Raw genomic sequence first — 24582 nt, 5'->3', positions numbered from 1 at the left:
CGGCTCGGCTCACGGACGCGGGCGCCTATCCTCGGCGCCCGTGTCCGCCCGCCGGTGTCCCTGTGGATCGTCCGAGACGTTCGAGGCGTGCTGCGGGCGCTACCTCGGACCCGACGGGGCGGCCCCGCCGACGGCGGAGGCCCTGATGCGGTCGCGCTACACCGCGTTCGTGCACCACGACGTCGAGCACCTGCTGCGCACGTGGCACCCGAGGACCCGGCCCGCCACGCTCGAGCTCGAGCCCGACACCCGGTGGCGGGGCCTGGAGATCGTCGACCGCGTCGCGGGCGGGCTGTTCGACACCGAGGGCGTCGTCGAGTTCCGCGCCCACCACCAGGACGGCGCCCAGCACGAACGGAGCCGGTTCACGCGCGTCGACGGACGGTGGGTGTACCTCGACGGGTCCGTCCCGCGCTGACCGTCGGACATCCGTGGTTCGATTCCCCCTCGCATACACAGTTGGGGGTACGACGGTGAACCTCGCACAGAACCTGGTCGACACGGCGGACAGGTCTCCGGACGGGATCGCGCTCCGGGCCGGCGGGGAGGAGATCGACTACGCCTCCTTCCTCGCGTCCGCGCGGGCGGTCGGCGGCGCCCTGCTCGAGCTCGGCGTGCAACCGGGGGACCGGGTGGGCCTGGTCTCCTCGAACGTCCCGGCCTTCCCGATCGGCTTCTACGGCGCGCTGCTCGTCGGGGCGGGCGTGGTCCCGATGAACCCGATGCTCACCCAGCGGGAGGTGAGCTACTACCTGGAGGACTCCGGCGCGAGCGTGGTCATCGCCCTCGACGAGGTGGCGCAGGCCGCCCGCGGCGCGGCCGAGGCCGCCGGGCTGAAGGTGCTCGAGCTCCCCGCCGCCGGGCCCGCCGACGGGCAGCTCGACGGCGAGCCGGTCACCGACCCGGTCGAGCGGGGCGACGAGGACCTCGCGGTCATCCTCTACACCTCGGGCACCACCGGGCAGCCCAAGGGCGCGATGCTGACCCACCACAACCTCGACACCAACTGCCGGACCACGGTCGAGGCGCTCATCCGGACGACGCCCGACGACGTCATCATGGGCTGCCTCCCGCTCTTCCACGTCTTCGGCCTGACCTGCGGGCTCAACGCCGCGGTGGCGTCCGGGGCGTCGCTGGCGCTCATCCCGCGCTTCGACCCGAAGGCGGTCCTGGAGATCATCGAGCAGCAGAAGGTGACGGTCTTCGAGGGCGTCCCCACCATGTACGGCGCGCTGCTGGACACCGACGCGCAGGCCGACACCAGCAGCCTGCGGACCTGCATCTCCGGGGGCGCCGCCCTGCCGGTCGAGCTGCTGCACTCGTTCGAGAAGAAGTTCGAGGCCACGATCCTCGAGGGCTACGGCCTGTCCGAGACCTCGCCGGTCGCCTCGTTCAACCAGCCCGACCAGGACCGCAAGGCCGGCTCGATCGGCCTCCCCGTGCCGGGCATGGAGCTGCGACTCGTCGACGACAACGGCGAGGACGTCCCGGCCGGCGAGGTCGGCGAGATCGCCATCCGCGGCGAGGGCGTGATGGCCGGGTACTTCGGCCGCGAGGAGGCCACCGCCGAGTCGATCCCCGACGGCTGGTTCCGCTCCGGCGACCTCGCGAAGGTCGACGAGGACGGCTACTTCTTCATCGTCGACCGCAAGAAGCAGCTCATCATCCGCGGCGGCTACAACGTCTACCCGCGGGAGATCGAGGAGGTGCTCTACCAGTACCCCTCGGTCGCCGAGGTCGCCGTGGTCGGGCTCAAGCACTCCCGCCTCGGCGAGGAGGTCGGCGCGGCGATCTCGGTCCGCGGCGACGCCGAGATCGACGTCGAGGAGGTCAAGGCCTACGCGAAGGAGCAGCTCGCGGCCTACAAGTACCCCCGCCACGTCTGGGTCGTCGACGCACTGCCGAAGGGCCCGACCGGCAAGATCCTGCACCGCGAGGTCGAGCCGCCGTCGGACCTCGAGGTGGAGTGACCGAACCGGCCCGCTCGCCGCGAGGTGCACGTCAGGCAGGTTCGAGGGGCACGGGACCTGCCTGACGTACCACTCGCGGGGGTCGGGGCCCGGACGGGAGCCCCGCCCCGTCGTCAGGACAGGGCGGGCGTCCGCGACTCCAGCGCGCTGGTGAGCAGTGCGACCAACGTCGCGTGCTGGGCGTCCGCCGACGCGATCTCCTCGTCCGACCCGTCCAGGGCCACGGCGGCGAGCCCGGCCTTGTCGTCGATCAGCTCGGCGATCCGGGCGTCGATCGTCTGCGCCGCGAGGATGCGCCACGCGGTGACCGGCATCGCCTGGCCGATGCGGTGGCACCGGTCGATCGCCTGGGTCTGCTCGGCGGCGGTCCAGGGGAGCTCGGCGAGCACGATGTTCGACGCGACCTGCAGGTTGATGCCGACCCCGGCCGCCGTCAGGGAGCAGACGATGACCTGGACCTCGGGGTCCTCGACGAACGCGTCGATGTTCTTCTGCCGGGCGGTGCGGGACTGGTCGCCCCGGATCGCCGACCACCGCACGCCCTGCTTGTCGAAGGTCGCCTGCGCCTCGTCCATGACGTCGACGTGCTTGGCGAAGAAGACGACCTTGCCGGCGCTGCGGGCGAGCTGCGCGGCGTAGTCGGCGGCCAGCGACGCCTTCGCCTGCCCGATGCGGCGCATCATGCTGAACACGTTGTCGCCGTTGGGGGAGTTCTCGGCGTCCTTCTGCTCCCACGTCGCGACGAGGCGGACCAGGTCGTGGTCGATGCCCTCGACCTCGCGGTCCTGACGGCGGGTCGCGAGGGCCTCGTCGTACCGCGACATCATCCGCGCGGCGAGGTCGCGCTCCGCGGCGCGGATGGACCGTCCCGTCGGGCCGTCGAGCTCGACCGGGAGGTCGGCGATCAGCCGCTCCGGGATGTCGGCGGCCACGTCGACCTTGCGGCGCCGGACGATCCCCATGTCGACCACGGCCTGCCGCGCCTCGGGGTAGAAGCCCCGGTCGGCCGGCGTCAGGCCGGTCTCGGTCAGGGAGTCCATGAGGTCGCCGAGGGGCTTCTTGTCGTCGATCCAGCCGAGGAACTCCCAGATCGCGAGGAAGTCCTCGATGTCGTTGATCAGGGGCGTGCCGGTGAGGGCCATGAGCAGCGGTCGCCCGGCGAACGAGCGGATCTTCTCCGACAGCGTCAGCACGTGCTGCGAGCGCTGCGAGCCCTTGTTCTTGATGAAGTGCGCCTCGTCGACGACCATCCCGCGGAACCCGAAGTCGCCGAGCCAGCCGACGTGCCGGTCGAGGACGTCGTAGTTGACCACGACGATGTCGGCGAAGCCGTCGACCGAGTCGCCGTTCCCGTGCACCGCGGTGACGCCGCGGCGCGGGCACCAGAGGCCGGCCTCGCGCACCCAGTTGGTCTTGACGACGTTCGGGACGACGACGAGCAGCGGGTACGCCTCGGCGGCCTCGGCGGCGAGCAACGCCTGGGCGGTCTTGCCGAGCCCGGGCTCGTCGGCGAGCAGGAAGGTGCGGTGGCCCTCGGCGACGGCCTCGACGACCTCGCCCTGATGGGGCATGAGGTCCTGGCCGCCGCGGGTGCGCAGCGAGCCGGGCTCGGGGAGGTCCATGCAGGCCGGGGCGCCGGCGCCGGCGCGCTCGAAGGAGCGCAGCAGCGGCTCGAGGAGCTCCCAGCTCGCGAGCCGGGACGGGCGCGGGGCGCTCGGGCGCTCGATCGAGTAGTCGGGCTCCATGAAGGGGTTGGCCAGCTGGCGCGAGATGACCGACTGCGGCACGACCCCGGAGCGCACCGGGGCGACCGGCTCCTCCTCGGGCTCGGGCTCCGGTTCGGGCTCCACCTCGACGCCGGCCTTGCGCAGCATGTCGCGCTCGAGGGCGCGGGCCTCGTCGGAGACGACGGCGTCCTCGGAGAGCAGCGCCATGAGCCGGGAGTCGCGGACGGCGCTCATCGCGAGCGAGGTGGCGACGTCGTCGAGCCGCTTCAGCTGCTCGCCGCGCCTGGTCTCCCCGAGGGACTCGTCGGCCCGGACCCGCGCGCGCTCGTCGCGCAGCATCAGCGCGACCGCCTGGAACTTGGTGCGCACCGACGGCGTCACGCGTTCGTTGCCCAGCGCGGTCTTGACCTCGCGCACGGCGCGCTGGAGCACCGACATCACGTCGTCGGCGCCCCGGCGACCACGGCGCCGGTCGTTGCCGCCGGCGCCCCGGCGAGCCCGCGTGGGCTGGCCTCCTCGAGCCACGTACTCCTCCTCCGTGCACGGCCGACGGTGCGCCGTGCGGGCCTGTCGCGTGACAGTGAGGGCCGGGTGCGCCGCGGGGAACGCTCTGGCTGCGTCCCGCGAGGTGCGACCTCGACCCGCTGCCCGGGACCACCGCCGCAGGAGCGGACCGCCCTGCGAAGAACCGGTGAGTCACCCGGACCGTGCGACCCCACGAATGGTGCCGCAGCCCCGACTATACGCGGACCGGACCTCGAACGGGACAGGACACGCGCAGGGGCAGGCCACGGCCTTACGCGAGGGCCTTCGACTGCTCGACGGCGAGCCGGTCGACCAGGTCGTTCATCTCGTCCCCGGAGTGGCCCTTCACCCAGCGGAAGGAGATGTCGCCGCGCTCGGTGACCAGGGTGATCAGCGGTTCCCACAGGTCCCGGCTGACCACGGGCTTCTTCGCGCTCGTCACCCAGCCCCGGGCGATCCAGCCCTTCCACCAGCCGTCGCGGAAGCAGTTCACGACGTAGGTCGAGTCGCTGACCACCACCAGCGGCCCCTCGAGCGCCCGCACGGCCTCGAGCGCCGCGCGGATCTCCATGCGCTGGTTGGTGGTCGGGGACTCACCACCGCTCGCCTGCCGGCCGTCCTTCGTCGCCCACGCCCAGCCACCGGGCCCGGGGTTGCCCGAGCACGCCCCGTCGGTCCACACCTCGAGGGCGCCCTCGGCGGCGGGCATGTCCGCGCGGGCCGGCTTCGCGGCCTTCGCCGTCGTGCGCTTCGTCGTTCCCGACGACGGGGCCGCCTGGTCCGCGCCGTCGGCGCAGGCCACGTGCGCCCACCGCTGACCGGCCTTCGCGATCTGCTCGCCGGGGGAGACGGAGGCGGCGCACACCCCGCACGTGGTCGCGTACTTCGCGGTCATCGGCACGCGGCCAGGGTAGGTCGCGCCGGACGCGCGCTCGCCGCCCCCGGCGCGTGGCCACCCGGGCCTCCGCGAGTGGTACGTGGGGCAGGTCCGGCGGCCGGTCGGTCTGCCTGGTGCACGTCTCGCGAACGGCGCAGCGCTGCCACCCGGCCGCGGGGGGAGGATTCGAGCGTTCTTGTGGCTCGAGGGTTCCCCTCGCGCCGGGGGGCGGGGGGTCAGCGCTTGCCGGCGCTCCAGGCGTAGGGCAGCTCCGCGCCGTTGAGCACGTGGTCGCCGACGGTCCGGAGCTTCTGGATCAGCGGGTTGTGGGTCGAGATGGTGCGCGCATTGCGCCAGTGCCGGTCGAAGCGCAGGGCCTCGGAGGTGATCGACGCGCCGCCGACCTCGAAGAGCTGTGTGGTGGCGTCGAGCACCGTCGGGATCACCGCGGCCTGGGCGCGCGCGACGTCGAACTCGACGCGGTCGAGCAGGTCGGCGTCGTCGTCGTGGCCCACCAGGATGTGGTCGAGCTGGTCGGCGATCTCGAGGACGATCGTCCGGGAGGCGTAGGCGGCCGACGACAGGCGGCCGATCACCTGCTGCACCAGCGGGTCGTCCTTCGGCAGGTCGGCCACCGCGTGGGTGTACGAGCGGGTGCGGTGGCGGACCCACTCGGACACGTCGTCGGTGGCCCGCTGCGCGATCCCGGCGAGGACCGCGAGCTGGACGAGCTGCAGGTAGGAGGTGCCGTAGGTCCGCCCCGGCGTCCCGTAGCCCGGTCCGAGCACCCGGTCCCCGGGTACGAACACGTTGCTGAACTCGGTGGTGCCGCTCGCGGTGAGGCGCTGGCCGAACCCGTCCCAGTCGTCGTGCTGGGTGATGCCCTCGGCGTCGGCGTCCACGAGGACCGCGAGCCGCTCGCCGTCCCGGTCGGCCGCCACGATGATGTGGTCGGAGTAGAGGCTGCCCGTGCTGTAGTACTTCGTGCCGTTCAGGCGGAAGCCGTCCCCGTCCGGCGTCAGCGTCGTCCGGTAGCGGTCGATCGCGCCGACCCCGGGCTCGGAGATGGCGTTCCCGACGAGGCGGCCGTCGGCCACGGCGCGCAGCCACCGCTCGCGGTCGGGGCCCGGCTGGTCGAGCAGCTGCTCCTCGACGAACCACCAGTGCACGCGCAGGGCCTGGGGGAGGTTGGACTCGGCGGCCGCCAGCGCCACGAGCTGCCGGAACTGCTGGCGCACCGAGGCGCCGTAGCCGCCGTACTCGACGGGGACGCGCAGGGCGCCGAACCGCACCTCCTTGAGGGCGGCCACCTCGTCGAAGGCCAGCGACCGGTCGTGCTCGCGCTGCAGCGCGCCCTCGGCGATGCGGGCGAACACGGGCGCGAAGCGTTCGTCGAGCTCCGCGTCCGAGGTCGTCTCGGGCGGGACGGTCGCGGTCATGGGGGTCCTTTCGCAGGGCGGGACGGGCCGGCGCACGACGGCGGGCCCGCATCGGGAGGGGAGTTCCGGGCGCGCGAGGCCTCCCCCACGCGGGAGGCGGGCCGGGAGGCGGAACGGGGCGGCGACGAGACGTCAGCCGCGACACAGCGCGGAGGCGACCCGCGCGAGGTCGATGTGACCCCGCGTGGTCAGCAGCACCGCCGCGATCATGGAGCGACCCTAACCCGCCGTCGGGACCGCACCAAGGCGTGCGGCGAGGATCCCGACGTTCCCGTGGCACGAAGGGGCACCTCGCGCAGGGGTGGCGGGTCGGGCCGTCGGGCAGGGTGGGCCCATGCCGATCACCCCGGGCGTGGCCGTGTCCGACGAGGTCCGGGAGGCGGTCGTGGCCCACCGCCCCGTCGTCGCGCTGGAGACGACGATCATCACCCACGGCCTGCCGCGGCCGCGCAACGTGACGGCCGCGCGGGACGCCGAGGAGCTGCTCCGCGACGCGGGGGTGGTCCCGGCGACCGTCGGGGTCATCGAGGGGCGCCCGACGGTCGGGCTGTCGACCGACGAGATCGACCGGCTCGGGGCCGCCGACGACGTGCACAAGGTCGGCACCCGGGACCTGCCGGTCGCGATGGCGCAGGGCTGGTCGGGCGGGACCACGGTGTCGGCGACGGCGCTGCTCGCGCACCGGGCCGGGGTCGGGGTGTTCGCCACGGGCGGGCTCGGCGGCGTGCACCGGGGCGCCGCCGAGACGTTCGACGAGTCGGCGGACCTCGTCGCGCTCGCCGGGCTGCCGATCCTCGTGGTGTCGGCCGGTGTGAAGTCGATCCTCGACGTCGGGGCGACGCTGGAACGGCTGGAGACGCTGCAGGTCACCGTGCTGGGCTACCGGACGACGACGTTCCCGGGGTTCTACGTGCGCGACTCGGGCTTCGGGATCGCCGACCGCGTCGAGACGCCCGCCGAGGTCGCCGCGGTCGTCCGGGCGCGCGACGCCCTCGGCCTGCACTCGGCGGTGCTGCTGGCCAACCCGGTGGACGGGGCCGACGAGCTCGACGACGCGCTGCACCGTGCGGTGCTCGAGGGCGCCCTCGCCGACGCGGAGGCACAGGGTGTGCGCGGGAAGGACACGACGCCGCACCTGCTCGACCACCTGCACCGCGCCAGCGAGGGCCGCAGTCTCGAGGTCAACCTCGCGCTGTACCGGGCCAACGTGGCCCTCGGGGGAGCGGTGGCGCGGGAGCTGTCAGCCCTCCACGACGGCGGCCAGGTGGGCCAGTGAGGACGCCATGGCCTCCTCGTGCACGTCCGGCCCGATCCCGGGCGGGACGTCGGTGGCGGTGACGACCACCTCGGTGCCGGTCGGCCCCGCCGACCACGACCACGTCATCGTCATGACGCCCGCGAAGGCCGGGTCGTCGGCGACGAACTCCGTCCGCCAGACGACGCGGTCGTCGGTGAGGGCCCCGAACGCGACGTCCACGACGTCGGTGCCGGCGGTCGACTTCCCGGGCGCGTCCGTGGCGTCGAGGTAGGTCAGCTCCATCCGGAACCCGCCGCCCGGCCGCGGGTCCCACCGCTGGATCCGTCCGCGCATGCCCTCCGGCGGGAGCCAGGACGTCAGTGCGTCGGGGTCGAGGAGGGCGGCGCGCACGGCGGCGGGGGCGGCCGCGACCACCCGCGCGGCGTGGTCGGTCCGGGCCATGCCCGCCGATCCTGCCCGACCTGTCGTCGGGATGTGAGGTTCGCGTTGCCGCAGGACGCAAGCGCCTGCACCATCTCCGGAGAAGTTGGGCTACACAACCTACGGTGAGGTCTGGCATGGCGACTCGGCAGCGCGGTCGGACCGCCGCGATCTGGTTCTTCGGGGCCCTCGGCGGCATCCTCTGGGGCTTCGACACCGGCGTGATCTCGGGGGCGCTGCTCTACATCCCCGACGACATCCCGCTCTCGCCGCTGCTGCAGGGCCTCGTCGTCTCCGGCCTGCTCGTGGGCGCGATGCTCGGCGCCGGCCTCTCGGGGCGGCTCGCGGACAGCCTCGGACGGCGGCGGCTGATCTTCGCCGGCGGCGTGGTGTTCGTGATCGGCACGCTCGGGGCGGCGCTCGCGCTGAACGCGGCGATGCTCATCGGGTTCCGGTTCGTGATGGGGATCGGCGTCGGGATCATCTCCGTCGTCGTCCCGATGTACCTCTCCGAACTGGCGCCGAAGGAGATCCGCGGGCGCCTGACCTCGCTGATGCAGCTGCTCGTGACCATCGGCATCTTCCTGGCCTACGTCACCGACTTCGCGTTCTCCGACATCCACGGCTGGCGTTGGATGATCGGCATCGGCGTGGTCCCCGCCGTGCTGCTCGCGGTCGGCATCTACACCCAGCCCGAGAGCCCGCGCTGGTTGGTGGCGAACAAGCCCGGCGGCGAGGCCGACGCCCGCGCCGTGCTCACGCGGCTGCGCGGCAGCGAGGAGGCCGCCGACGCCGAACTCGCGGAGATCCACGCGTCGGTGGGCGACGAGTCCGGCACCGACGACCTCGGCCCGAAGGCCCTGCTCCGGCCCCGGCTGCGGCCGATCTTCGTCGTCGGGATGCTGCTCGTGTTCTTCCAGAACTTCGTCGGGATCAACACGATCATCTACTACGCCCCGACGCTGCTGACGAACGTCGGGTTCGGGGCCTCGGGCGCCATTCTCGCGAACGTCGGGATCGGCGCGGTGAACATGGTGATGACCATTCCCGGGATGTTCCTCATCGACCGCGCCGGCCGCCGGCCGCTGCTGTTGTTCGGGGCGCTCGGGATGTGCGCGGCGATGATCCTGCTGACGGTCACCAACCTCGTCGGGCTCACGCAGGGGCCGCTGCTGCTCACGCTCACCCTCGTCGGGATCATCGTCTACATCGCGTCGTTCTCGATCTCGTGGGGCCCGGTGCAGTGGGTGGCGCTGCCGGAACTGTTCCCGCTGCGCGTCCGGGCCGCCGGCGTGAGCATCTGCGTGACGTTCAACTGGCTGTTCAACATGGCGGTCGCGCTCGCGTTCCCCTCGCTGCTCGACACCTTCGGGGCCGGCTGGAACTTCCTGTTCTTCGCCGTCATGACGTTCCTGGCGTTCGTCTTCGTCCAGCGCCTGCTGCCCGAGACCAAGGGCCGCAGCCTCGAGGAGATCGAGCGGTCGCTCACGGGGGAGCCGGCGCCCGTCGCGCAGGCGTAGCCCGGCCGCGCGAGTGCGGCGGAATGCACCACCCCTGGCGCACTCCGCCGCACTCCCGGTCCTGTCGTCCCGACGACGGGTCGCGGGCGCCACTCGTCCGAGTGCTGCTCACACGATCGGCCTAACGTCGACGGCTCCAGGCTGCGATGTTCACACCATGACCTCTGCGCCGGTCCTCTCGCGCCCCTTCGGTTTCCGACGTCGGGACAAGGCCCGCTTCGTCGCCTCCTACGTGCGGGACAAGACCGTCGGCATGGTCACCGACGTCCGCTCGCACCGCCTGCGGCTCGCGGCCTACGAGTGGTCCTACTCCGTCGCCCGCGCCACCGGACGGCGCCCGGCCCCGCTGCGGGGCCTGCACATCGACGAGGTCGACTCCCGCTTCGGCCGGTTCGCGGTCCGTCCCGGCACGATCGACGCGGCGTGCGCCTCCCCGGCCTTCGAGCGCCCGGACGTCGACCGCCTGCTCGTCGAGCTGGACCGCTACCGCGCGGCGGGCCGGACGGTGACGTTCCTCGACATCGGGGCCGACCTCGGGACCTACACGGTGACCGTCGCGCGGCACGACCCCGAGGTCACCGTGGTCGCCTTCGAACCGGCCTACGCCTCGCACGAACTGCTCGCCCGCAACGTCGAGGGCAACGGGGTCGCCGACCGGGTGCACCGGGTGCGCGCGGCCTGCGGCGACGGCACCGTCGACCGGCTCCAGCTCACCTTCGACGCCGAGGAGCCGGGCAGCAGCGGGCTGCGCGCCGACCTCGTGGCGGGAGCGCGTCGTGAGCAGGTCGCGGTGACGACGGTCGACGCGACGCTCGCCGGGCTGCCCGAGGTGCCGCGCGACGACGTCGTCGTGCTCAAGATCGACGTCGAGGGCTACGAGGTCCCGGCGCTCGACGGCGCCCTGGCCACGACCTCGCACGCCGCGGAGGCGTTCCTGCTGGTCGAGGACTTCGTGGACCACGCCGTGATCGGCTACCTGCAGGCCACCGGCTGGACCTTCGTCGACAAGCTCACCCCGTACAACAGCTTCTGGCGCCGCACGCGCTGATGCCCCGGACCGTCAGTCGTCGTCCACGCCGAGGCGCAGGGCGAGCACCACCACGTCGTCCGTGGCGGCCGGCGCGACCTCGGCGATCGTGGCGTCGACCAGGGCGTCCGGCGCCAGGCCGGCGTGCCGGGCGAGGGCGGCCCCGAGGCGGCGGTGTCCCTCGTCGAGGTCCTCGCCGGGACGCTCCACGAGCCCGTCGGTGTGCAGGAACAGGGTGTCGCCGTCGTGCAGGACGGCGTGGTGGTCACCGCGCGGCCGCTGCAGCGCGACCGGGTAGCCGAACAGCGGGTCCAGGCCCTCCAGCACGGTCACGGCTCCGGCCGCACTCACGACGACGGGCGGGGGATGGCCGGCGTTGGTCCAGGTCATGACCCACCGGCCGGCCTCGCGACGCAGGTGCACCAGCACCGCGGTGCCGGCGTGCCCGAGCGCGTCGCCGGTGATCGCCCGCTCGGTGGCGGCGAGCGCGGACGCGGGTCCGCCGCCGACGTCCCACGCGGCCTGACGCAGCATCGAGCGCACCTGGCCCATGCGGACCGCCGAGTCCAGGGTGTGCCCGACGACGTCGCCCACCGACGCCGCGAGCACCGGACCCGGGCCGCCGGGCAGCAGGGACACGTCGTACCAGTCCCCGCCGACGTCCTCGTGGGCGTCCGCGGGCCGGTAGCGCGCGACCAGCTCCACCCCGGGGACGTCGGGCAGCGGCGCGAGCATCGCGGCCTGCATTTCGTGCGCGACGTTCACCCGGTGCTCCACGAAGCGCACCCGGGCCACGGCCTGCGCCACGTACCCCGCGATCGTCGTCGCGTACAGCCGGTCGGCGTCCTCCAGGCGCGGGGCGTCGGGCCAGCCGAGCACCACCAGCCCGAGCTCGCCGTCGCGACCCAGGAGCCGCATCACCAGCGCCACCCGCATGCCCTGGCGGGCGAGCCAGGCGCGGAAGCCGCCGGGGAGCCCGTCGTCGGACTCCTCCCCGTCTCCGACGACGGTGAGCAGCTCCCGCTCGCCGCCCCCGGACCGGTCGCCCGGGGTGAAGGGGAGGACCACGCCCTCCGAGGGGGTGGTCGTGGCCCCGTCGTGCAGGCGGTAGGACCCGCCGTCGTCGAGCACCGCGACGCGCACCGACACCGGCCGCAACGTGGCGGAGACGAGGTCGGCGAGCCGCCGGCGGATGTCGGCGAGACCCGTGGCGTCGATGAAGGCCTGCGAGGCCAGCAGCAGCGACTGACTGCGCTGGTAGGCGGCCGCGAGGTCCTGCTCGACGCGGTCCCGCCGCTCGCGGTCCCGGACCGCCGCCGCGAGCGCGAGCCGGACCCGCAGCTCCGCGGCGCACCCGGCGGCGAGCCCGCTCAGCAGGTCGAGTTCGGCGGCCGTCCACCGCCGGGGCCGGTGGTCGATCGCGCACAGGGAGCCGAGGACGTTCCCCGCCCCGTCGAGGAGCGGGATCCCGGCGTAGGCGATCACCCCGAGGTCCCGGATCGCGAGGTTCTCGTCGACGCGGGCGTCGTCGCGGGCGTCGACGACGACGAGGGGCTCGGCGGAGGCCACGACGTGCTGACAGAAGGAGTGGCTCAGCGGGGTGTGGCGCTGCACGGACCAGGGGTGCGGCAGGCCCGCCTGGCCCGGGAACCACTGCCCGCCGGGATCGACGAGCGACACGAGCGCCACCGGGACCCCCAGCAGGCGACGGACGCGCTCGGCGATCTCGTCGAGCGCCGCGTCGGGCGTGGAGGTGAGCCCGGTGTCGTGCAGGGAGACCAGCCGGTCCGGCGCCGCGAGCACGTCCGTGCCCGCGTCGGAACCCGCGGCCACCCCCACGCCGCCCATGGTCGCGTCCTGCCTGTCTCGTCCCTCCACCGTGGACCATCCTAGAGCGGCATCGCGTCGGCGACCCGCGACCGCGGCCGCTCCGCCCCGCCGTCGTGGCGCCCGGCCGCACCGGTGGGCGAGGATCGTGCTCCTGCCAGCCGTGCCGAGCCCGACGGAGCGTGACGCCATGACCGTGATCCGGGACGCCGGCCCCCTCGACGGGACGGCCCTGGGGGAGTTCGTCGCGGGACTGGACCGGGAGTTCGCCGACTACGCGGAGCTGCACCGCTGGTCGGTCGAGGACCCCGACGGCTTCTGGCGGGCGATCCGCGACCACTTCGGCGTCGACGGCCTGTCCGACGAGGTCCTCGCGACCCGGGAGATGCCGGGCGCGACCTGGTTCCCGGGCAGCGCGATCAACTACGCCTCCCACCTGCTGCGGGGAGATCCGGGGCAGTCCGCCGTCGTCGCGTACTCCCAGACCCGGGAGAAGCGGGAGCTGACCTTCGGCGAGCTCGTCGACCAGGTCGCTCGCTGCCGGGCCGGCCTGCAGCGGCTCGGCGTCGGGCGGGACGACCGCGTGGTCGGCTTTCTGCCGAACGTCCCCGAGGCCGTCGTCGCCTACCTGGCGTGCGCGTCACTCGGTGCGGTGTGGGCGGCCTGCGCCCCGGAGTTCGGCGCGCGCAGCGTGATCGACCGCTTCGCCCAGGTCGAGCCGAGCGTGCTGCTGACCATCGGCGGCTACGTCTACGGCGACAAGCCGATCGACAAGACGGCCGACGTGGCGACCATCCGCGCCGGCCTCCCGACCCTCAGGCACGTCGTGGCCGTGCCCTACGGCTCCTGCGAGGTGCCGGACGCGACGCCGTGGGCCGACCTGCTGGGCGAGGCCGCCGAGCTCGCCTTCGAGCCCGTGCCGTTCGACCACCCGCTCACGGTGCTCTTCTCCTCGGGCACCACCGGGCTGCCCAAGGCGATCGTCCACGGGCACGGCGGCATCCTGCTCGAGCACTACAAGAACCACGGGCTGGCGCTCGACCTGCGTCCCGGCGACCGCTTCTGCTGGTTCACCACCACCGCCTGGACGATGTGGCCGATCCTCGTCTCCGGCCTGCTCTGCCGGGCGGCGATCGTGCTCGTCGACGGGAACTTCCTGTACCCCGACCTCACCGGGCAGTGGCGCATCGCCGCCGACGCCCGGCTGACCCACCTCGGCACCAGCCCCGCCTACCTCATGGCCTGCCGCAAGGCGGGGATCGAGCCCCGGTCGGTCGGGGACCTGTCGTCGCTGCGGCTCCTCGGGATCACCGGCTCACCCCTTCCCGACGACGGGTTCGAGTGGGCCGCCGAGCAGCTCGGCGACGGGGTACTCGTGAACTCGATGAGCGGCGGGACCGACGTCTGCTCCGGCTTCGTCGCCGGCAACCCGTGGCTGCCGGTGTACCGCGGCGAGCTAGCCGGGCCGTGCCTCGGCGTCGACGTCACCGTCTTCGACGAGGCCGGCCGCGAGATCGTCGACGAGGTCGGGGAGCTGGTGATCCGCCGCCCGATGCCGTCGATGCCGGTCCGCTTCTGGAACGACCCGGGCGACGAGCGCTACCGCGAGTCCTACTTCGACGAGTTCCCGGGCGTCTGGCGCCACGGCGACTGGGCGGTCCGCACCTCGCGCGGCAGCTTCGTCATCACCGGCCGCTCCGACGCGACCCTCAACCGCGGCGGCGTCCGGCTCGGCACCGCCGAGTTCTACGCCGTCGTCGAGGAGCTCCCGGAGGTCGCCGACTCCCTCGTCGTGCACCTCGAGGCCGGCGACGGCGGGCCGGGGGAGCTGCTGCTCTTCGTGGTGGTCGCCGGGGGAGGCGTTCTCGACGACGGGCTGCTCGGCCGGATCCGCTCGGCGTTGAAGTCCGAGCTGTCCCCGCGCCACCTCCCCGACGTCATCGAGGCCGTGCCCGCCGTCCCGCGCACGATGACGGGGAAGAAGCTGGAGAAGCCCGTCAAGCAGATCCTCCGGGGCCGGCCGGTCGACGAGGTCGCGAGCCCGGGGGCGGTCGACGACCCCGCGGCGCTCACGGCGTTCGCGGCACGGGCGGCGCGCTGACCACCGACGCGCGTCAGCCCCCGACCTGGAGGCCACCCAGCAACAGGTCGGCGAGGGTGTCGGCGTAGCGGTCGAGGTCGGTGTCCGGGTGTGCCTCGGCGTACCCGAGCATGCTGTCGATCGCCCCCTGGTAGGTGACGGCGACGACGCGCGGGTCGAGGTCGCGCAGGGTGCCCTCGGCCTGGCCGCGGCGGAACAGCACCTCCTGCGCGCGGTAGGTCTCCTCGTAGTCGGCGAGGCTCAGCCGGGGCGAGCCGTCGGCCGCGCGGAGCTGGGTGAGGATCTGTCCGAGGGCGGCGACCACCTCGCGGTGGGTCGTCCGCAGGTGCGCCGCCCGGTGCAGGGCGGCACGCACGACCACCGGCACGGGTGCCGCGAGGTCGAGCTCCGCGGCGATCGCCTCCCGGACCACGCGCACGGCCTCGGTGGCCGCGTGCGCCATCAGGTCCTCCTTGGTCCCGAAGTAGTGGGACACGAGCCCCTTCGAGACCCCGGCCTGCTCGGCGATGCGGGCGAGCGAGGCGTTGTCGTATCCGTGCGCGGCCACCGTCGACACGGTCGCCGCCAGGATCTGCCGCCGGCGCTCCTCCTCGCTCAACCGCCGGCGGCGGCCGGCTCCGGGGTCCGCGCTCACCCCGCCATGGTCGCGCGTCCGCGTGCGCGCGTCACGAGCACCCCGACCGCCGCCATCAGCGCGGCGACGACGACCATCTCCGCCCGCATCCACCCGGGGAAGGCCGGGAGGAACGCCTCCACGAGGTTCACCAGGGCCAGGACGACCGCGATGACCCCGACGGCGGTGAGCGCCCGACGGCTGCCGCGGCGGGCGACCCGCAGGCGCAGGGGCAGCAGCACCGCGAACACCGCGACGACCACGGCGTGCCCCCACGCCTCCGGAGTGGCCAGGTCGGGCGCGGTGGCGGCCAGCACCGTCAGGGCGACGAGGGTCGCCAGCACGATCACCACGTAGAGCCCGACGAGGCCCGACGTCGTCGCGAGGTCGGGGCGGGCACGCTTGTTGGCCATACGGTCAATACTACTGACCGAACGGCCAACAGCAAGGGTCGTCAGGCGCCCGGGAGGGTGAGGGACTGCCCCGGGAAGATCAGGTCCGGGCTGGTGGCGATGTCGGGATTGGCGTCGGCCAGCGAGCGCCACCCGCCGGAGACCCCCTGGGAGCCGGCGATCGAGGAGAGCGTGTCGCCCGCACGGACGGTGTAGCCGCCGGCGCCGGTCGCGGCGTGCTTCCCGGACGACGTGCCGGTGGACGACCCCGACGATTTCTTCGCCGCCTTCTGCGCAGACTTCTGGGAGGTCTTCTGCGTCGCCTTCGTCGAGGACTCCGAGGAGGACGACGAGGAGGACGACGAACCCGAGGACGGCGTGCCGCCCTTCTTCCCGCACACCGGCCAGGCCCCGATGCCCTGCCCGTCGAGGACGCGCTCGGCCACCGCGATCTGCTCCTCGCGGGAGGCGTCGTGGGCCGCGCCGGTGCCGCCGAACGCCTTCCACGTGGACGGCGTGAACTGCAGGCCGCCGGAGAACCCGTTGCCGGTGTTCGCGGCCCAGTTGCCCGACGACTCGCACTGGGCGATCGCGTCCCAGTTGACCGAGGGGGCCGCCTGGGCGGCGGGAGCGACGACGGAGCCGAGCGCGGCGAGGGCCAGCGGCCCGGTGGTGGAGGCGACCACGGTCCGGCGGAGGGGGGAGGCGGCGCGGGGAGCGCGGTGTTTCGCGGGCACGGGGCGACGGTAGGGAGGCATCCTGGGACGCCCCGCTGATCCTGAGAGCCGGGGTCGCCCGGCTGCGCCGATCTGCCGTCGGGACGCGACCGACGACGAGCCGAGCCGCCGAAGGGCTCAACGCCCGCGACCGGATGCCGCGTCACGCCCTCAGAGAGATCCGTTCGTCGCCGGTCGGCGGCGCCGAGCGGTCCGGGGTCGGCCGGTGTGAGCGGACGGTGTCCGTCGGATTCGCCCGGTCGGCGGCTCGTGGTCCGTTCCGTCCCGGCCGTTGCAGGGCGTGACGGCAGACCCGGAGGAGTGATTCCTCCCGAGGAGGAGGAGATCGCTGACATGAGGACCGGGATCGGCCGGCACCGTGCCCCCACCGCCGAGCGCGTCGGTCGCCGCCGCGGGTGGCTGGCGGCCGCGCTGACGGGCGCGGCGCTGGTGACCGCGGGGACCTTTGCGGTGCCGGCGCTGGCGGACGCCGTCTCCACCGAGAACAACCCCGTGGCCCGCGCCGCCCACGCGGAGGCCGCGACGCCGGGCACCCCGTGCTCGGTGTCCGCCCGCGCCTGTGTCGACCTGGAGACCCAGCGCGCGTGGCTGATCCGCGACGGGAAGGTCGTCCGCGGCCCGATGACCATCTCCACCGGGGGCGAGGGGTACGCGACGCCGGTCGGGCACTCCCTACGCGTCTATCGCAAGGAGAAGGACCACGTCAGCGGCGAGTCGAAGACGCCGGACGGCCGTCCTGCGCCGATGCCGTACTCGGTGTTCTTCGCCGACAAGGGGATCGCCTTCCACGCCGGCGACCCGGCCCGGTCCTCGGCGGGCTGCGTCCGCATGGAGACCGACGACGCGAAGGCCGTGTTCGCCGACCTGCAGGACGGCGACAAGGTCCAGGTCGTGAACGGCTCCGACGAGCGGTCGGCCCGCGCCGGGCACGGCGACTGATCGCTCCCGGTCACGCTGCGCCGTCCGGGTCGATGGCCCCTCCGACGCGTCGGGTGCGACGGATCGGCCATCGACGGCGGGCGCGCCGCACCTGCGCGTCGCGGTCTCGGGGTGTGGCGGTCCACGGGCCCGGGCACTCCCGACCCTCCGGCGAGCGGCCCTCGGGCCCGCGGCCGAGGAGCACCCCGAGCGCGACGAAGGAGCACGACGACGTGACCGACACGACCGCGGACCTCGGCCAGCAGGTCTTCCGCCTCGTCTACCGCAGCCGCACGACGATGGGCAGCGAGAACCGGCCCGCGGAGCTCGACGAGATCTTCGAGGTGTCGCGGCGGAAGAACCACGAGCTCGGGCTCAGCGGGGCGCTGCTCGTGTGGCAGGACGTCTTCGTGCAGGTCCTCGAGGGCGAGGAGGCGAAGGTGCGCGACCTCTACGCCACCATCACCTCCGACCAGCGCCACGAGCAGGTGGAGACGCTCGACGAGGGCGTGGTCTCCGCGCGCGCCTTCGGCCAGTGGGCGATGGCGCACGTGTCCGACGCGGAGGGCGCCGACCTCCCCGCCGCACGCGGGGCGGAGGCGATCGACTCCCCGCACGCCATCCCGCGCCTCGAGGACCGACGTCAGGCGATGCTGCTCGACCTCATGCGGGAGTACGCCAACCCGGAGATCCAGCCCCTCTGACCGGTCCGGCTCGTCCCGCGCCCCGTTCAGGAGTCGTGGAGAGCGACGAGCATCTTCCCCGTGTTCTCCCCGCGCAGGAGACCGCGGAAGGCGTCGACGGCGTGGTCGATCCCGTCGACCACGGTCTCCCGGGACCGGATGTGTCCTCCGGCGACCCACGGGGTCACCTCCTGCAGGAAGGCGGCGTTCCGGTCCAGCGAGTCGGTGACGATGAACCCTCGGATCGCGAGGCGCTTGCGGACGATCTCGGCGAGGTTGCGGACGCCCGGCGAGCGCTGGTCGGCGGTGTCGTTGTAGCCCGCGATCATGCCGCAGACGGCGAAGCGCGCGAAGTCGTTGGCCGAGGCGAGAGCGGCCTCCAGATGGTCGTGACCGACGTTGTCGAAGTAGACGTCGATGCCGTTCGGCGCCGCCGCGCGGAGGGACCGACGCACCGGGGCGTCGCGGTAGGAGAACGCCACGTCGAAGCCCAGCTCGTCGGTCAGCCATGCGACCTTCGCCGACGATCCGGCGCTGCCGATCACCCTGGAGGCGCCCCTGAGCCGCGCCAGCTGACCGACGAGGCTGCCGACGGCCCCCGCCGCCCCGGAGACGAACACCGTGTCGCCGTCCCGGAGACCGGCGACGTCGAGCAGCCCCACCCATGCGGTGAGCCCGGGGACTCCGAGGACGCCCAGGTAGGCCGAGGGGGACACGCCGTCCGGGACGTCGAGTCGCTCCACGCCGGTCGCGGGGGCGATGCCGTGGGTGCGCCAGCCCAGGTTCGTGCGGACGAGGTCGCCGACCGCGATCCCGTCGGCCGTGGAGGCGAGGACGGTGCCGATCGCGCGGCCGTCCATGACCTCGCCGAGAGCGTAGGGCGCGACGTAGCTCGGGATGTCGTTCATCCGGCCGCGCATGTAGGGGTCGACCGAGAAGTGGTGGTTGGCCACCAGCACCTCGCGGTCCCCGAGGCCGGTGAGCTCACGGTCGACCAGGGCGAAGTCGTCGTGCTCGGGGAACCCGTGCGGGCGCCGGACGAGGTGGACCTCCCGCGTGACGACCGGTCGCGGGAGCGGGTGCACCACCGCGCCGCTCACGCCCAGCTCCAGTCGTAGGTGCCGCCGACGCGTTCTACGACCCGGCGCAGGATGCCGTCGTAGACGGCGAGGCTGTCCTCCCCGGCCACCGGTGCCGCGTCGAGCACCGCGGCCAGCGCCTCGGGCTCCACGCTGCGGACGGGCTCGCCGGCGGCCAGGGCGTAGCGCTGGAGGTGATTGCGGAACAGGCGGGTGACGGGCGCGAACGACCGGTTGGCCGGGTGGGCCATGGCCGTCTCCAGCGGGACGAACCGCACGCCCAGCTCGCGGAAGCGCGCGAGGATCTCCCCGGTGAGTTCCTCGGCGAGAGCCGTGCCGTGGATGAGCCAGATGTAGGGGAAGGCGGCCCCGAACATGCGCTTCCCGGCCTCGGCGTGCCACACGAGGTGGCCTACCGCCGCCTCGACGAAGGAGGTCCGCAGGAGGTCGAGGGCCTCCGTGTCCCCGGTACGGACCGCGCGCTCGTACGGGGCGGTCCAGGCGAAGTCCCCGAACCACGCGGTGATCGGCGCCGTGGTGTAGCCCTGCTCGCGGAGGAAGTCCTCGACGGCGCCCCGCTTGGCCTCGGTCTGCCCGGAGGAGTCCATGGCGTGCCGGAAGTACCGGACCGGTGCCTGCTCGACGTAGCGCCCGATCCATCGTTCCGCGCGTCGGACGTCGGCGCAGTAGGCCTCGGCGTCCAGCCAGTTGAGACTCGCGTGGTGGTGCGTGTGGTTGCCGAGATGGTGCCCGGCGGCGCACCAGTTCTCGAGGACCGCTTCCAGGGCCGGGTCGTCCTCGACGGGAGAGGTGTGGGCGAAGCCGTAGACGCCCTGCAGACCGTGCTCCGCGAAGGCTCGGCACAACCCGTCGGTGACCGTCCGTGCGGTGTGGCCCGCCGGCATCGGCGTGCCCTCCCACAGGATCAGCTCGTCCACGGTGACGGCGACGTCGATGTCCAGGTTCATCGCGCCACCGTCACCCCCCGGACCGCGCCCGACTTCGTTGCGGGCGCAGGGAAGTCAGCGTGCGCGCACGCTCACCGTCCGGGCGTCCGCGAGGGCCGACGGACATCGCCCGGGCGCACGCCGAAGCGGCGTCGGAATGCCGTGCTGAACGCGCCGGGACTCGCGTACCCGCACTCGGCGGCGATCCGGGCGATCGGAGTCGTCGCGCTCTGCTCGAGACGGGCACGGGCGCGTTCGAGCCGCACCTCGCGGATCAGGGCGGTCGGCGTCGTCCCGGCGCCGCGCAGGACGGACTGCACGTAGCGCTGCGACCAGCCCAGGGCGGCGGCCACCGCCGGGCCGTCGAGCGCGGGGTCGTCGGCGTGCTCCTCCACGAAGTGCCGGACGGAGACGGCCACCGCGTCGGCGTGGCTCGAGCCCGCGTCCCGGGTCCCGGTGGCCGCGAGACACAGCAGGTCGACGGCGCGCTCGCAGACCGTGTCGAACTCCCGCTCGGTCAGCGTGGCGCGTTCGTCCCAGACGGTGCGGAGCAGCTCGAACGCGACCCGCCCGATCCCCGCGCTCCGGTCGAGCGCGGTGGTCGGCCGACCGACCGGGGACCACCTCCCCAGGATGCTCACCTCGGGGACGATCAGCGCGAGGGCCGCGAAGTCCGCACCGTGCCAGAACGCCGTGGCGCGGTCGGACGGGCAGAGGACCATCGTGCCGCCCGTGAGATCGACCCGCCGGCCGCCCTGCTCCACGCGCGCCCGCCCGCGCAGGGCCACGAACAGCGAGAACGTCCCACGCGGGTCCCGTCGCACGTCCTGCGGATCGCGGCGCACCCCCTCCTCGTCCCCGGACCAGCAGACCAGGCGGTGGCGGGCCGAGCGCTGCCAGGTCAGGCGGCCCCGATAGTGCTGCGGCCGCGCGATCCGCACCCGCCCGTGCTGCTCGCTGACCGCTGCGGCCCACCCTTCGTCGGCCACCTGCCCACCGCCCTCGTACACGGGCACCTCCGGCTCGTCCGCTGGCGGCATCCTCGCCCCCGGACACCATCGACGTGAAGTGCGCGATGTGCGTGCGCCCCTCCCGCACCGCCGCGGGGCAGCGTCGATCGCTCCGGTGGTTGTCGTCCGCGGTCGACCGGGCTAGCGTCCCCGTCGTCGCGAAAAACGACGTCCCCGGACGTCGCGCACACATCGAGCAGCCCCTGATCGGTGAGCGTCTCCCGCCAGCACGTCCGCGTGCCGGCCGCCCCGAGGAGCGCTCGCATGCAGGAGACCGTCGTCGTCGTCGTCGTCGTCGTCGTCGGAGCCGGACTGGGCGGGCTGACCCTCGCCCGGGTGCTCCACACCCACGGCATCGCCGCCACCGTCTACGAGGGCGAGGCCACGGCGACCACCCGCGCCCAGGGCGGTCTGCTCGACATCCACGAGGAGACCGGGCAGGTCGCCCTCCACGCCGCCGGTCTGGACGACGGGTTCCGCGCCCTGGTGCGCCCCGGCGAGGACGCCAAGCGGGTCGTCGACCGCCACGGCACCGTCCTGTTCGACCGCCCGGCCGACCCCGGCTCGACCCGCCCGGAGGTCGACCGCGGCGAGCTCCGGACGATGCTCGTCGACTCGCTGCCCCCGGGGACGATCCGCTGGGGTCAGCGGCTCACGGCGATCGGGCGGGGTCCCGACGGCGGGTGGGACCTCGCCTTCGCCGACGGCTCCACCTCGCACGCGGACGTGGTCGTCGGGGCGGACGGTGCGTGGTCGCGGGTGCGCCCGCTGCTCACCGACGCCCGGCCGGTCCACAGCGGGGTCCGGTTCGTCGAGATCGCCTTCTCCGCCGCGTCCGCGGACCGCCCGGACCACCGGGCGAGCGTGGCGGCCATCGGCGGCGGCACGCTGATGGCGGTCGACCCGGGGCGGGGCATCATCGCCCACCGCTACGCCGACGGCCGGGTCCGCGGCTACGTGGCGGTCTCCGGGACCGAGGACCGGCCGGCCGGGGCCGCGCTCGCCGACGAGTTCGCGGGCTGGGCGCCCGAGCTCACCGCCTTCGTGACCGACAGCGACGCCGACCCGGTGCTCCGGCCCATCCACGCCCTGCCCGTCGGCCTCACCTGGGACCGGGTCCCCGGGGTGACGCTGGTCGGGGACGCCGCCCACCTCATGTCCCCGTTCGCCGGTGAGGGCGCGAATCTCGCCATGCTCGACGGGGCCGAGCTGGCGGTCGAGCTGGCGACCCGACCCGACGTCGGGACGGCGCTCGCCGCGTACGAGGCGCGGCTGTTCCCGCGCAGCACCGAGGTCGCCGCGCTCTCGGCGGCGAACCTGGAGACGTTCTTCGGGCCGGACGCGCCGCGGAGCGTGGTCTCGCTCTTCGACGGGTCGCTCAGGGCTTCACGACCTGCGCCCCGTTCGCCAGCGTCGCGATCGTGACGCTCCCCAGCGCGCCGTGGCGGTCGAACATCGTCACGGTGCCGAGGGCGATCCCGTCCGCCTCGACCCGCGACTCGGCGGACACCCCGACGCCGTCGCCGGCAGCCGGGACACGCGCGATCGCGAGGGTGAGGTCGGCGTTGATGTACTCGACGCCGAGGGTGCCCCAGCTCGACGTCAGGTTGGCGGCGTCGCCGATCGCGGCCAGGTGCGCGAACCCGGTCGGCTCCTCGCCCTCGACGATCGGCGCGGAGGGGAACCAGGTCGCCTTGCGGGCCGCGTTCTCCTGACGACGCTCGGTGGTCCAGTCGCCCCCGGCGCGGTAGAGGGTCGGCTCGGCCGGGTCGGGGACGAGGTCCGCGGGCGGCGGGGGAGGGACGGCCGGGAGCGGCGCGGTCCAGGTCGTGCCGCTCGTCGGCCCACCGGTGGCCAGGAGGAGCAGCGAGCCGCGCGCGACCGTCCCGCCCGCCTGCACCAGGGCCACGTCGATCAGCCGCAGGCGGCGCCCGCCGCGGACGACCGTCGCCTCCACCGTGCCGGGCGCCATCGCCCCCGGCCGGAAGAGGTCCACCGTCCAGCGCACGGGCCGGAAGCGGTCGGCGTCGTCCAGCCGGGCCGCCGCCCGCTCGGCCCCGCGGCCCAGCAGGCCGCTCACCGCGGTCCCGCGCACCTGCCCCGGCCCGTCGGCGCCGCCCCATCCGCTGGTCGCCCGCTGCAGCGGCACGAACCGCTCGCCGTCGGCCCGGAAGAACGCGGTGGGTTCGGTGGTCATTCGCGCGATCATCGCAGCCGGACGGCTGCCCGGATCACCAGGAGGGCAGCGACGTCGGGTAGAGGAGCTTGACGATCTGTCCCCACAGCGCCTGCGAGGGGACCGCGTTCCCGTCCGCCGCGTTGACCATCACCACGACCGTCGCCCGCGCGCTCGGCAGGTAGAAGACCATGTCGCTGTAGCCGATGATCGACCCGTCGTGCCCCACCCAGTCGCCGAGCTGGGTGATGCCGAGCCCGTACTGCACGCGGACGCCGGAGGTGGTCAGCGGCGTCCACGCCTGGCGCTGTGCGGCGACGGCGGGCGCCAGACCGGCGCCGGTCGCGAGCAGGGGCGCGTAGCGGGTCATGTCGGGCACGGTGGAGACGAGCGCGCCCGCGGTGTCGGGGACCAGGGGGTTCGAGAGCGTGCCGTCGCGGTAGGGCGGCGGGGTCGTCCCGTCGACCGTGGAGAGGTAGCCGCGGGTGAACGGCGCCGGGAGGTCGTTGCCGACCGGCCAGGACGTTTGCGGCAGCCCCAGTGACCCCGCGACCCCGTCGAGGGCCTCGGCGGCGGGTCGGCCGGTCACCCTCTCCAGGATCTGCCCGAGCAGGACGTACTCGGAGTTCGAGTACACGGTGGTCGTGTTCGGCGGCCTGGCCTTGTCGGGGTTGGCGCGGATCAGCGCCAGGACGTCCTGGGGGTCCAGCCCGGCAGCGTCGGGTCGGCCTCGTAGCGGCGGTCGAAGTCCGCGTCGGCGGTGAAGTCGTACACCCCGCCCCGCATCCCCAGCAGGTCGCGGACCGTGATCGCGTCGCCGTTCGGGATGTCGGGCACGAACTGGGCGAGGGGGGCGTCGAGCGAGAGCCGGCCCTGGCCGACGAGCTGCAGCACGGCGTGCGCGGTGAAGGTCTTGCTGACGCTCGCGATGCGGTAGTGCATGTCGGTGGTCATCGGGGTGCCCGCGGTGTCGGCGGTCCCGTAGGCCTTGAGGAACGTCCCGCGGGCCGGGTCCACGATGCTCACGACGGTGCCGGTGATGCCGCCCTGCAGCGAGGCCTGGGCGTCGCGGTCGATCTGCGCCACGACGTCCGCGGGGAACGTCCCGGCGGCGGGGGAGGTGGCGGTGGGCGTGGTTTGCCCGGTCGTCGGGGACGGGGACGACGAGCACGCGGTGAGCCCGAGGGCGAGTGCCGTCAGGCAGGCGACCGTCAGCGCGGCGCCCGGGAGAGCCCGGATCACGGGTGTCCTTTCCGCCGGCCGGTGGCGCGGCAGCTCACGGAGGCCCCCGTGCCGTCCGGCCGCCGATGCGGACGGGTGTCCGGACGATCGGCGA

24 protein-coding genes are annotated in these 24582 nt (G+C 73.9%); 9 read left to right on the top strand and 15 right to left on the bottom strand.

What is annotated here, in order from left to right; translation table 11 throughout:
• Positions 1-40 precede the first annotated feature (40 nt).
• Positions 41-418: a YchJ family metal-binding protein gene (locus BJ983_RS09025; RefSeq protein WP_179793504.1), complete on the top strand. Its 378-nt coding sequence runs from the start codon at positions 41-43 to the stop codon at positions 416-418.
• A 55-nt stretch (positions 419-473) separates the two neighbouring features.
• Positions 474-1970 (top strand): AMP-binding protein, encoded by a 1497-nt coding sequence (locus BJ983_RS09020; RefSeq protein ID WP_179793503.1) that lies wholly within the window; start codon positions 474-476, stop codon positions 1968-1970.
• 113 nt (positions 1971-2083) lie between these two features.
• Here the strand turns inward: BJ983_RS09020 and BJ983_RS09015 are convergent, their stop codons facing one another.
• The 4 genes from BJ983_RS09015 to BJ983_RS32690 form a co-directional block, all read right to left on the bottom strand.
• Complete coding sequence (locus tag BJ983_RS09015; protein ID WP_179793502.1) at positions 2084-4222, bottom strand: SNF2-related protein; 2139 nt, start codon at positions 4220-4222, stop codon at positions 2084-2086.
• A gap of 271 nt (positions 4223-4493) precedes the next feature.
• Positions 4494-5117 (bottom strand): ribonuclease H family protein, encoded by a 624-nt coding sequence (locus tag BJ983_RS09010; RefSeq protein ID WP_218890917.1) that lies wholly within the window; start codon positions 5115-5117, stop codon positions 4494-4496.
• A gap of 218 nt (positions 5118-5335) precedes the next feature.
• The gene (locus BJ983_RS09005) at positions 5336-6538 is read right to left on the bottom strand and encodes an acyl-CoA dehydrogenase family protein (RefSeq protein ID WP_179793501.1); all 1203 of its coding nucleotides are present in this window, start codon (positions 6536-6538) and stop codon (positions 5336-5338) included.
• A gap of 132 nt (positions 6539-6670) precedes the next feature.
• Positions 6671-6748 (bottom strand): putative leader peptide, encoded by a 78-nt coding sequence (locus tag BJ983_RS32690; protein ID WP_352231126.1) that lies wholly within the window; start codon positions 6746-6748, stop codon positions 6671-6673.
• A gap of 124 nt (positions 6749-6872) precedes the next feature.
• Between BJ983_RS32690 and BJ983_RS09000 the strand changes: the two genes are divergently transcribed.
• A complete protein-coding gene (locus BJ983_RS09000; protein WP_179793500.1) occupies positions 6873-7814 on the top strand; it encodes a pseudouridine-5'-phosphate glycosidase in 942 nt (313 codons plus the stop codon).
• On the opposite strand, the gene BJ983_RS08995 is transcribed toward BJ983_RS09000, so the two are convergent.
• The gene (locus BJ983_RS08995) at positions 7779-8237 is read right to left on the bottom strand and encodes an SRPBCC domain-containing protein (RefSeq protein ID WP_179793499.1); all 459 of its coding nucleotides are present in this window, start codon (positions 8235-8237) and stop codon (positions 7779-7781) included. The two genes, BJ983_RS09000 and BJ983_RS08995, sit on opposite strands and share 36 nt — an antisense overlap.
• Positions 8238-8353: 116 nt before the next feature.
• Between BJ983_RS08995 and BJ983_RS08990 the strand changes: the two genes are divergently transcribed.
• Together BJ983_RS08990 and BJ983_RS08985 are read left to right on the top strand one after the other, a co-directional pair.
• Complete coding sequence (locus BJ983_RS08990) at positions 8354-9736, top strand: sugar porter family MFS transporter (protein WP_179793498.1); 1383 nt, start codon at positions 8354-8356, stop codon at positions 9734-9736.
• A 157-nt stretch (positions 9737-9893) separates the two neighbouring features.
• Positions 9894-10784, top strand: coding sequence for an FkbM family methyltransferase (locus BJ983_RS08985; RefSeq protein WP_179793497.1), 891 nt, complete (start codon positions 9894-9896; stop codon positions 10782-10784).
• A 12-nt stretch (positions 10785-10796) separates the two neighbouring features.
• On the opposite strand, the gene BJ983_RS08980 is transcribed toward BJ983_RS08985, so the two are convergent.
• Positions 10797-12641, bottom strand: coding sequence for a SpoIIE family protein phosphatase (locus tag BJ983_RS08980; RefSeq protein ID WP_179793496.1), 1845 nt, complete (start codon positions 12639-12641; stop codon positions 10797-10799).
• 139 nt (positions 12642-12780) lie between these two features.
• Between BJ983_RS08980 and BJ983_RS08975 the strand changes: the two genes are divergently transcribed.
• Positions 12781-14691 (top strand): acetoacetate--CoA ligase, encoded by a 1911-nt coding sequence (locus BJ983_RS08975; RefSeq protein WP_179793495.1) that lies wholly within the window; start codon positions 12781-12783, stop codon positions 14689-14691.
• Between the two features lie 13 nt (positions 14692-14704).
• Here BJ983_RS08975 and BJ983_RS08970 read toward each other — a convergent pair whose 3' ends face one another.
• Genes BJ983_RS08970 through BJ983_RS31590 form a run of 3 tightly spaced genes read right to left on the bottom strand, consistent with a single transcriptional unit; the run spans position 14705 to position 16433 of the window.
• Positions 14705-15325 (bottom strand): TetR family transcriptional regulator, encoded by a 621-nt coding sequence (locus BJ983_RS08970; RefSeq protein ID WP_179793494.1) that lies wholly within the window; start codon positions 15323-15325, stop codon positions 14705-14707.
• Complete coding sequence (locus BJ983_RS08965; RefSeq protein WP_179793493.1) at positions 15322-15717, bottom strand: hypothetical protein; 396 nt, start codon at positions 15715-15717, stop codon at positions 15322-15324. Before BJ983_RS08965 ends, BJ983_RS08970 begins: the two co-directional genes overlap by 4 nt.
• A 41-nt stretch (positions 15718-15758) precedes the next feature.
• Complete coding sequence (locus BJ983_RS31590; protein ID WP_343053929.1) at positions 15759-16433, bottom strand: transglycosylase family protein; 675 nt, start codon at positions 16431-16433, stop codon at positions 15759-15761.
• A gap of 333 nt (positions 16434-16766) precedes the next feature.
• Between BJ983_RS31590 and BJ983_RS08955 the strand changes: the two genes are divergently transcribed.
• The gene (locus tag BJ983_RS08955) at positions 16767-17372 is read left to right on the top strand and encodes a L,D-transpeptidase (RefSeq protein ID WP_179793491.1); all 606 of its coding nucleotides are present in this window, start codon (positions 16767-16769) and stop codon (positions 17370-17372) included.
• A gap of 212 nt (positions 17373-17584) precedes the next feature.
• The gene (locus BJ983_RS31585) at positions 17585-18055 is read left to right on the top strand and encodes a BLUF domain-containing protein (protein WP_179793490.1); all 471 of its coding nucleotides are present in this window, start codon (positions 17585-17587) and stop codon (positions 18053-18055) included.
• Positions 18056-18081: 26 nt separating this feature from the next.
• Here BJ983_RS31585 and BJ983_RS30655 read toward each other — a convergent pair whose 3' ends face one another.
• From BJ983_RS30655 to BJ983_RS08935, 3 genes are all read right to left on the bottom strand, one after another.
• A complete protein-coding gene (locus BJ983_RS30655) occupies positions 18082-19134 on the bottom strand; it encodes an NADP-dependent oxidoreductase (protein WP_343053926.1) in 1053 nt (350 codons plus the stop codon).
• On the bottom strand, positions 19131-20081 hold the full coding sequence (locus BJ983_RS30650; RefSeq protein ID WP_179793489.1) for a polysaccharide deacetylase family protein: 951 nt from the start codon (positions 20079-20081) through the stop codon (positions 19131-19133). Before BJ983_RS30650 ends, BJ983_RS30655 begins: the two co-directional genes overlap by 4 nt.
• Positions 20082-20152: 71 nt before the next feature.
• Complete coding sequence (locus tag BJ983_RS08935; protein WP_179793488.1) at positions 20153-21076, bottom strand: helix-turn-helix domain-containing protein; 924 nt, start codon at positions 21074-21076, stop codon at positions 20153-20155.
• Positions 21077-21334: 258 nt separating this feature from the next.
• On the opposite strand from BJ983_RS08935, the gene BJ983_RS08930 reads away from it, so the two are divergent.
• Complete coding sequence (locus BJ983_RS08930; protein ID WP_179793487.1) at positions 21335-22495, top strand: FAD-dependent oxidoreductase; 1161 nt, start codon at positions 21335-21337, stop codon at positions 22493-22495.
• On the opposite strand, the gene BJ983_RS08925 is transcribed toward BJ983_RS08930, so the two are convergent.
• From BJ983_RS08925 to BJ983_RS31575, 3 genes are read right to left on the bottom strand one after another with little or no spacing between them, the layout of a single operon-like run.
• Positions 22449-23267 (bottom strand): acyl-CoA thioesterase domain-containing protein, encoded by an 819-nt coding sequence (locus BJ983_RS08925; protein WP_179793486.1) that lies wholly within the window; start codon positions 23265-23267, stop codon positions 22449-22451. The genes BJ983_RS08930 and BJ983_RS08925 overlap by 47 nt on opposite strands.
• 34 nt (positions 23268-23301) lie before the next feature.
• Positions 23302-23928, bottom strand: coding sequence for a serine hydrolase domain-containing protein (locus tag BJ983_RS31580; RefSeq protein WP_343054442.1), 627 nt, complete (start codon positions 23926-23928; stop codon positions 23302-23304).
• Positions 23928-24488, bottom strand: a complete 561-nt coding sequence (locus BJ983_RS31575; RefSeq protein WP_343053924.1) for a serine hydrolase domain-containing protein — start codon at positions 24486-24488, stop codon at positions 23928-23930. Before BJ983_RS31575 ends, BJ983_RS31580 begins: the two co-directional genes overlap by 1 nt.
• Between the last annotated feature and the right edge of the window lie 94 nt (positions 24489-24582).

It is taken from the genome of Actinomycetospora corticicola (assembly GCF_013409505.1).
GTDB classification, from domain to species: Bacteria; Actinomycetota; Actinomycetes; order Mycobacteriales; family Pseudonocardiaceae; genus Actinomycetospora; species Actinomycetospora corticicola.
The sequence above is the reverse complement of the archived record's forward strand: the minus strand, read 5'-3'. Positions and strand labels throughout refer to the sequence as shown.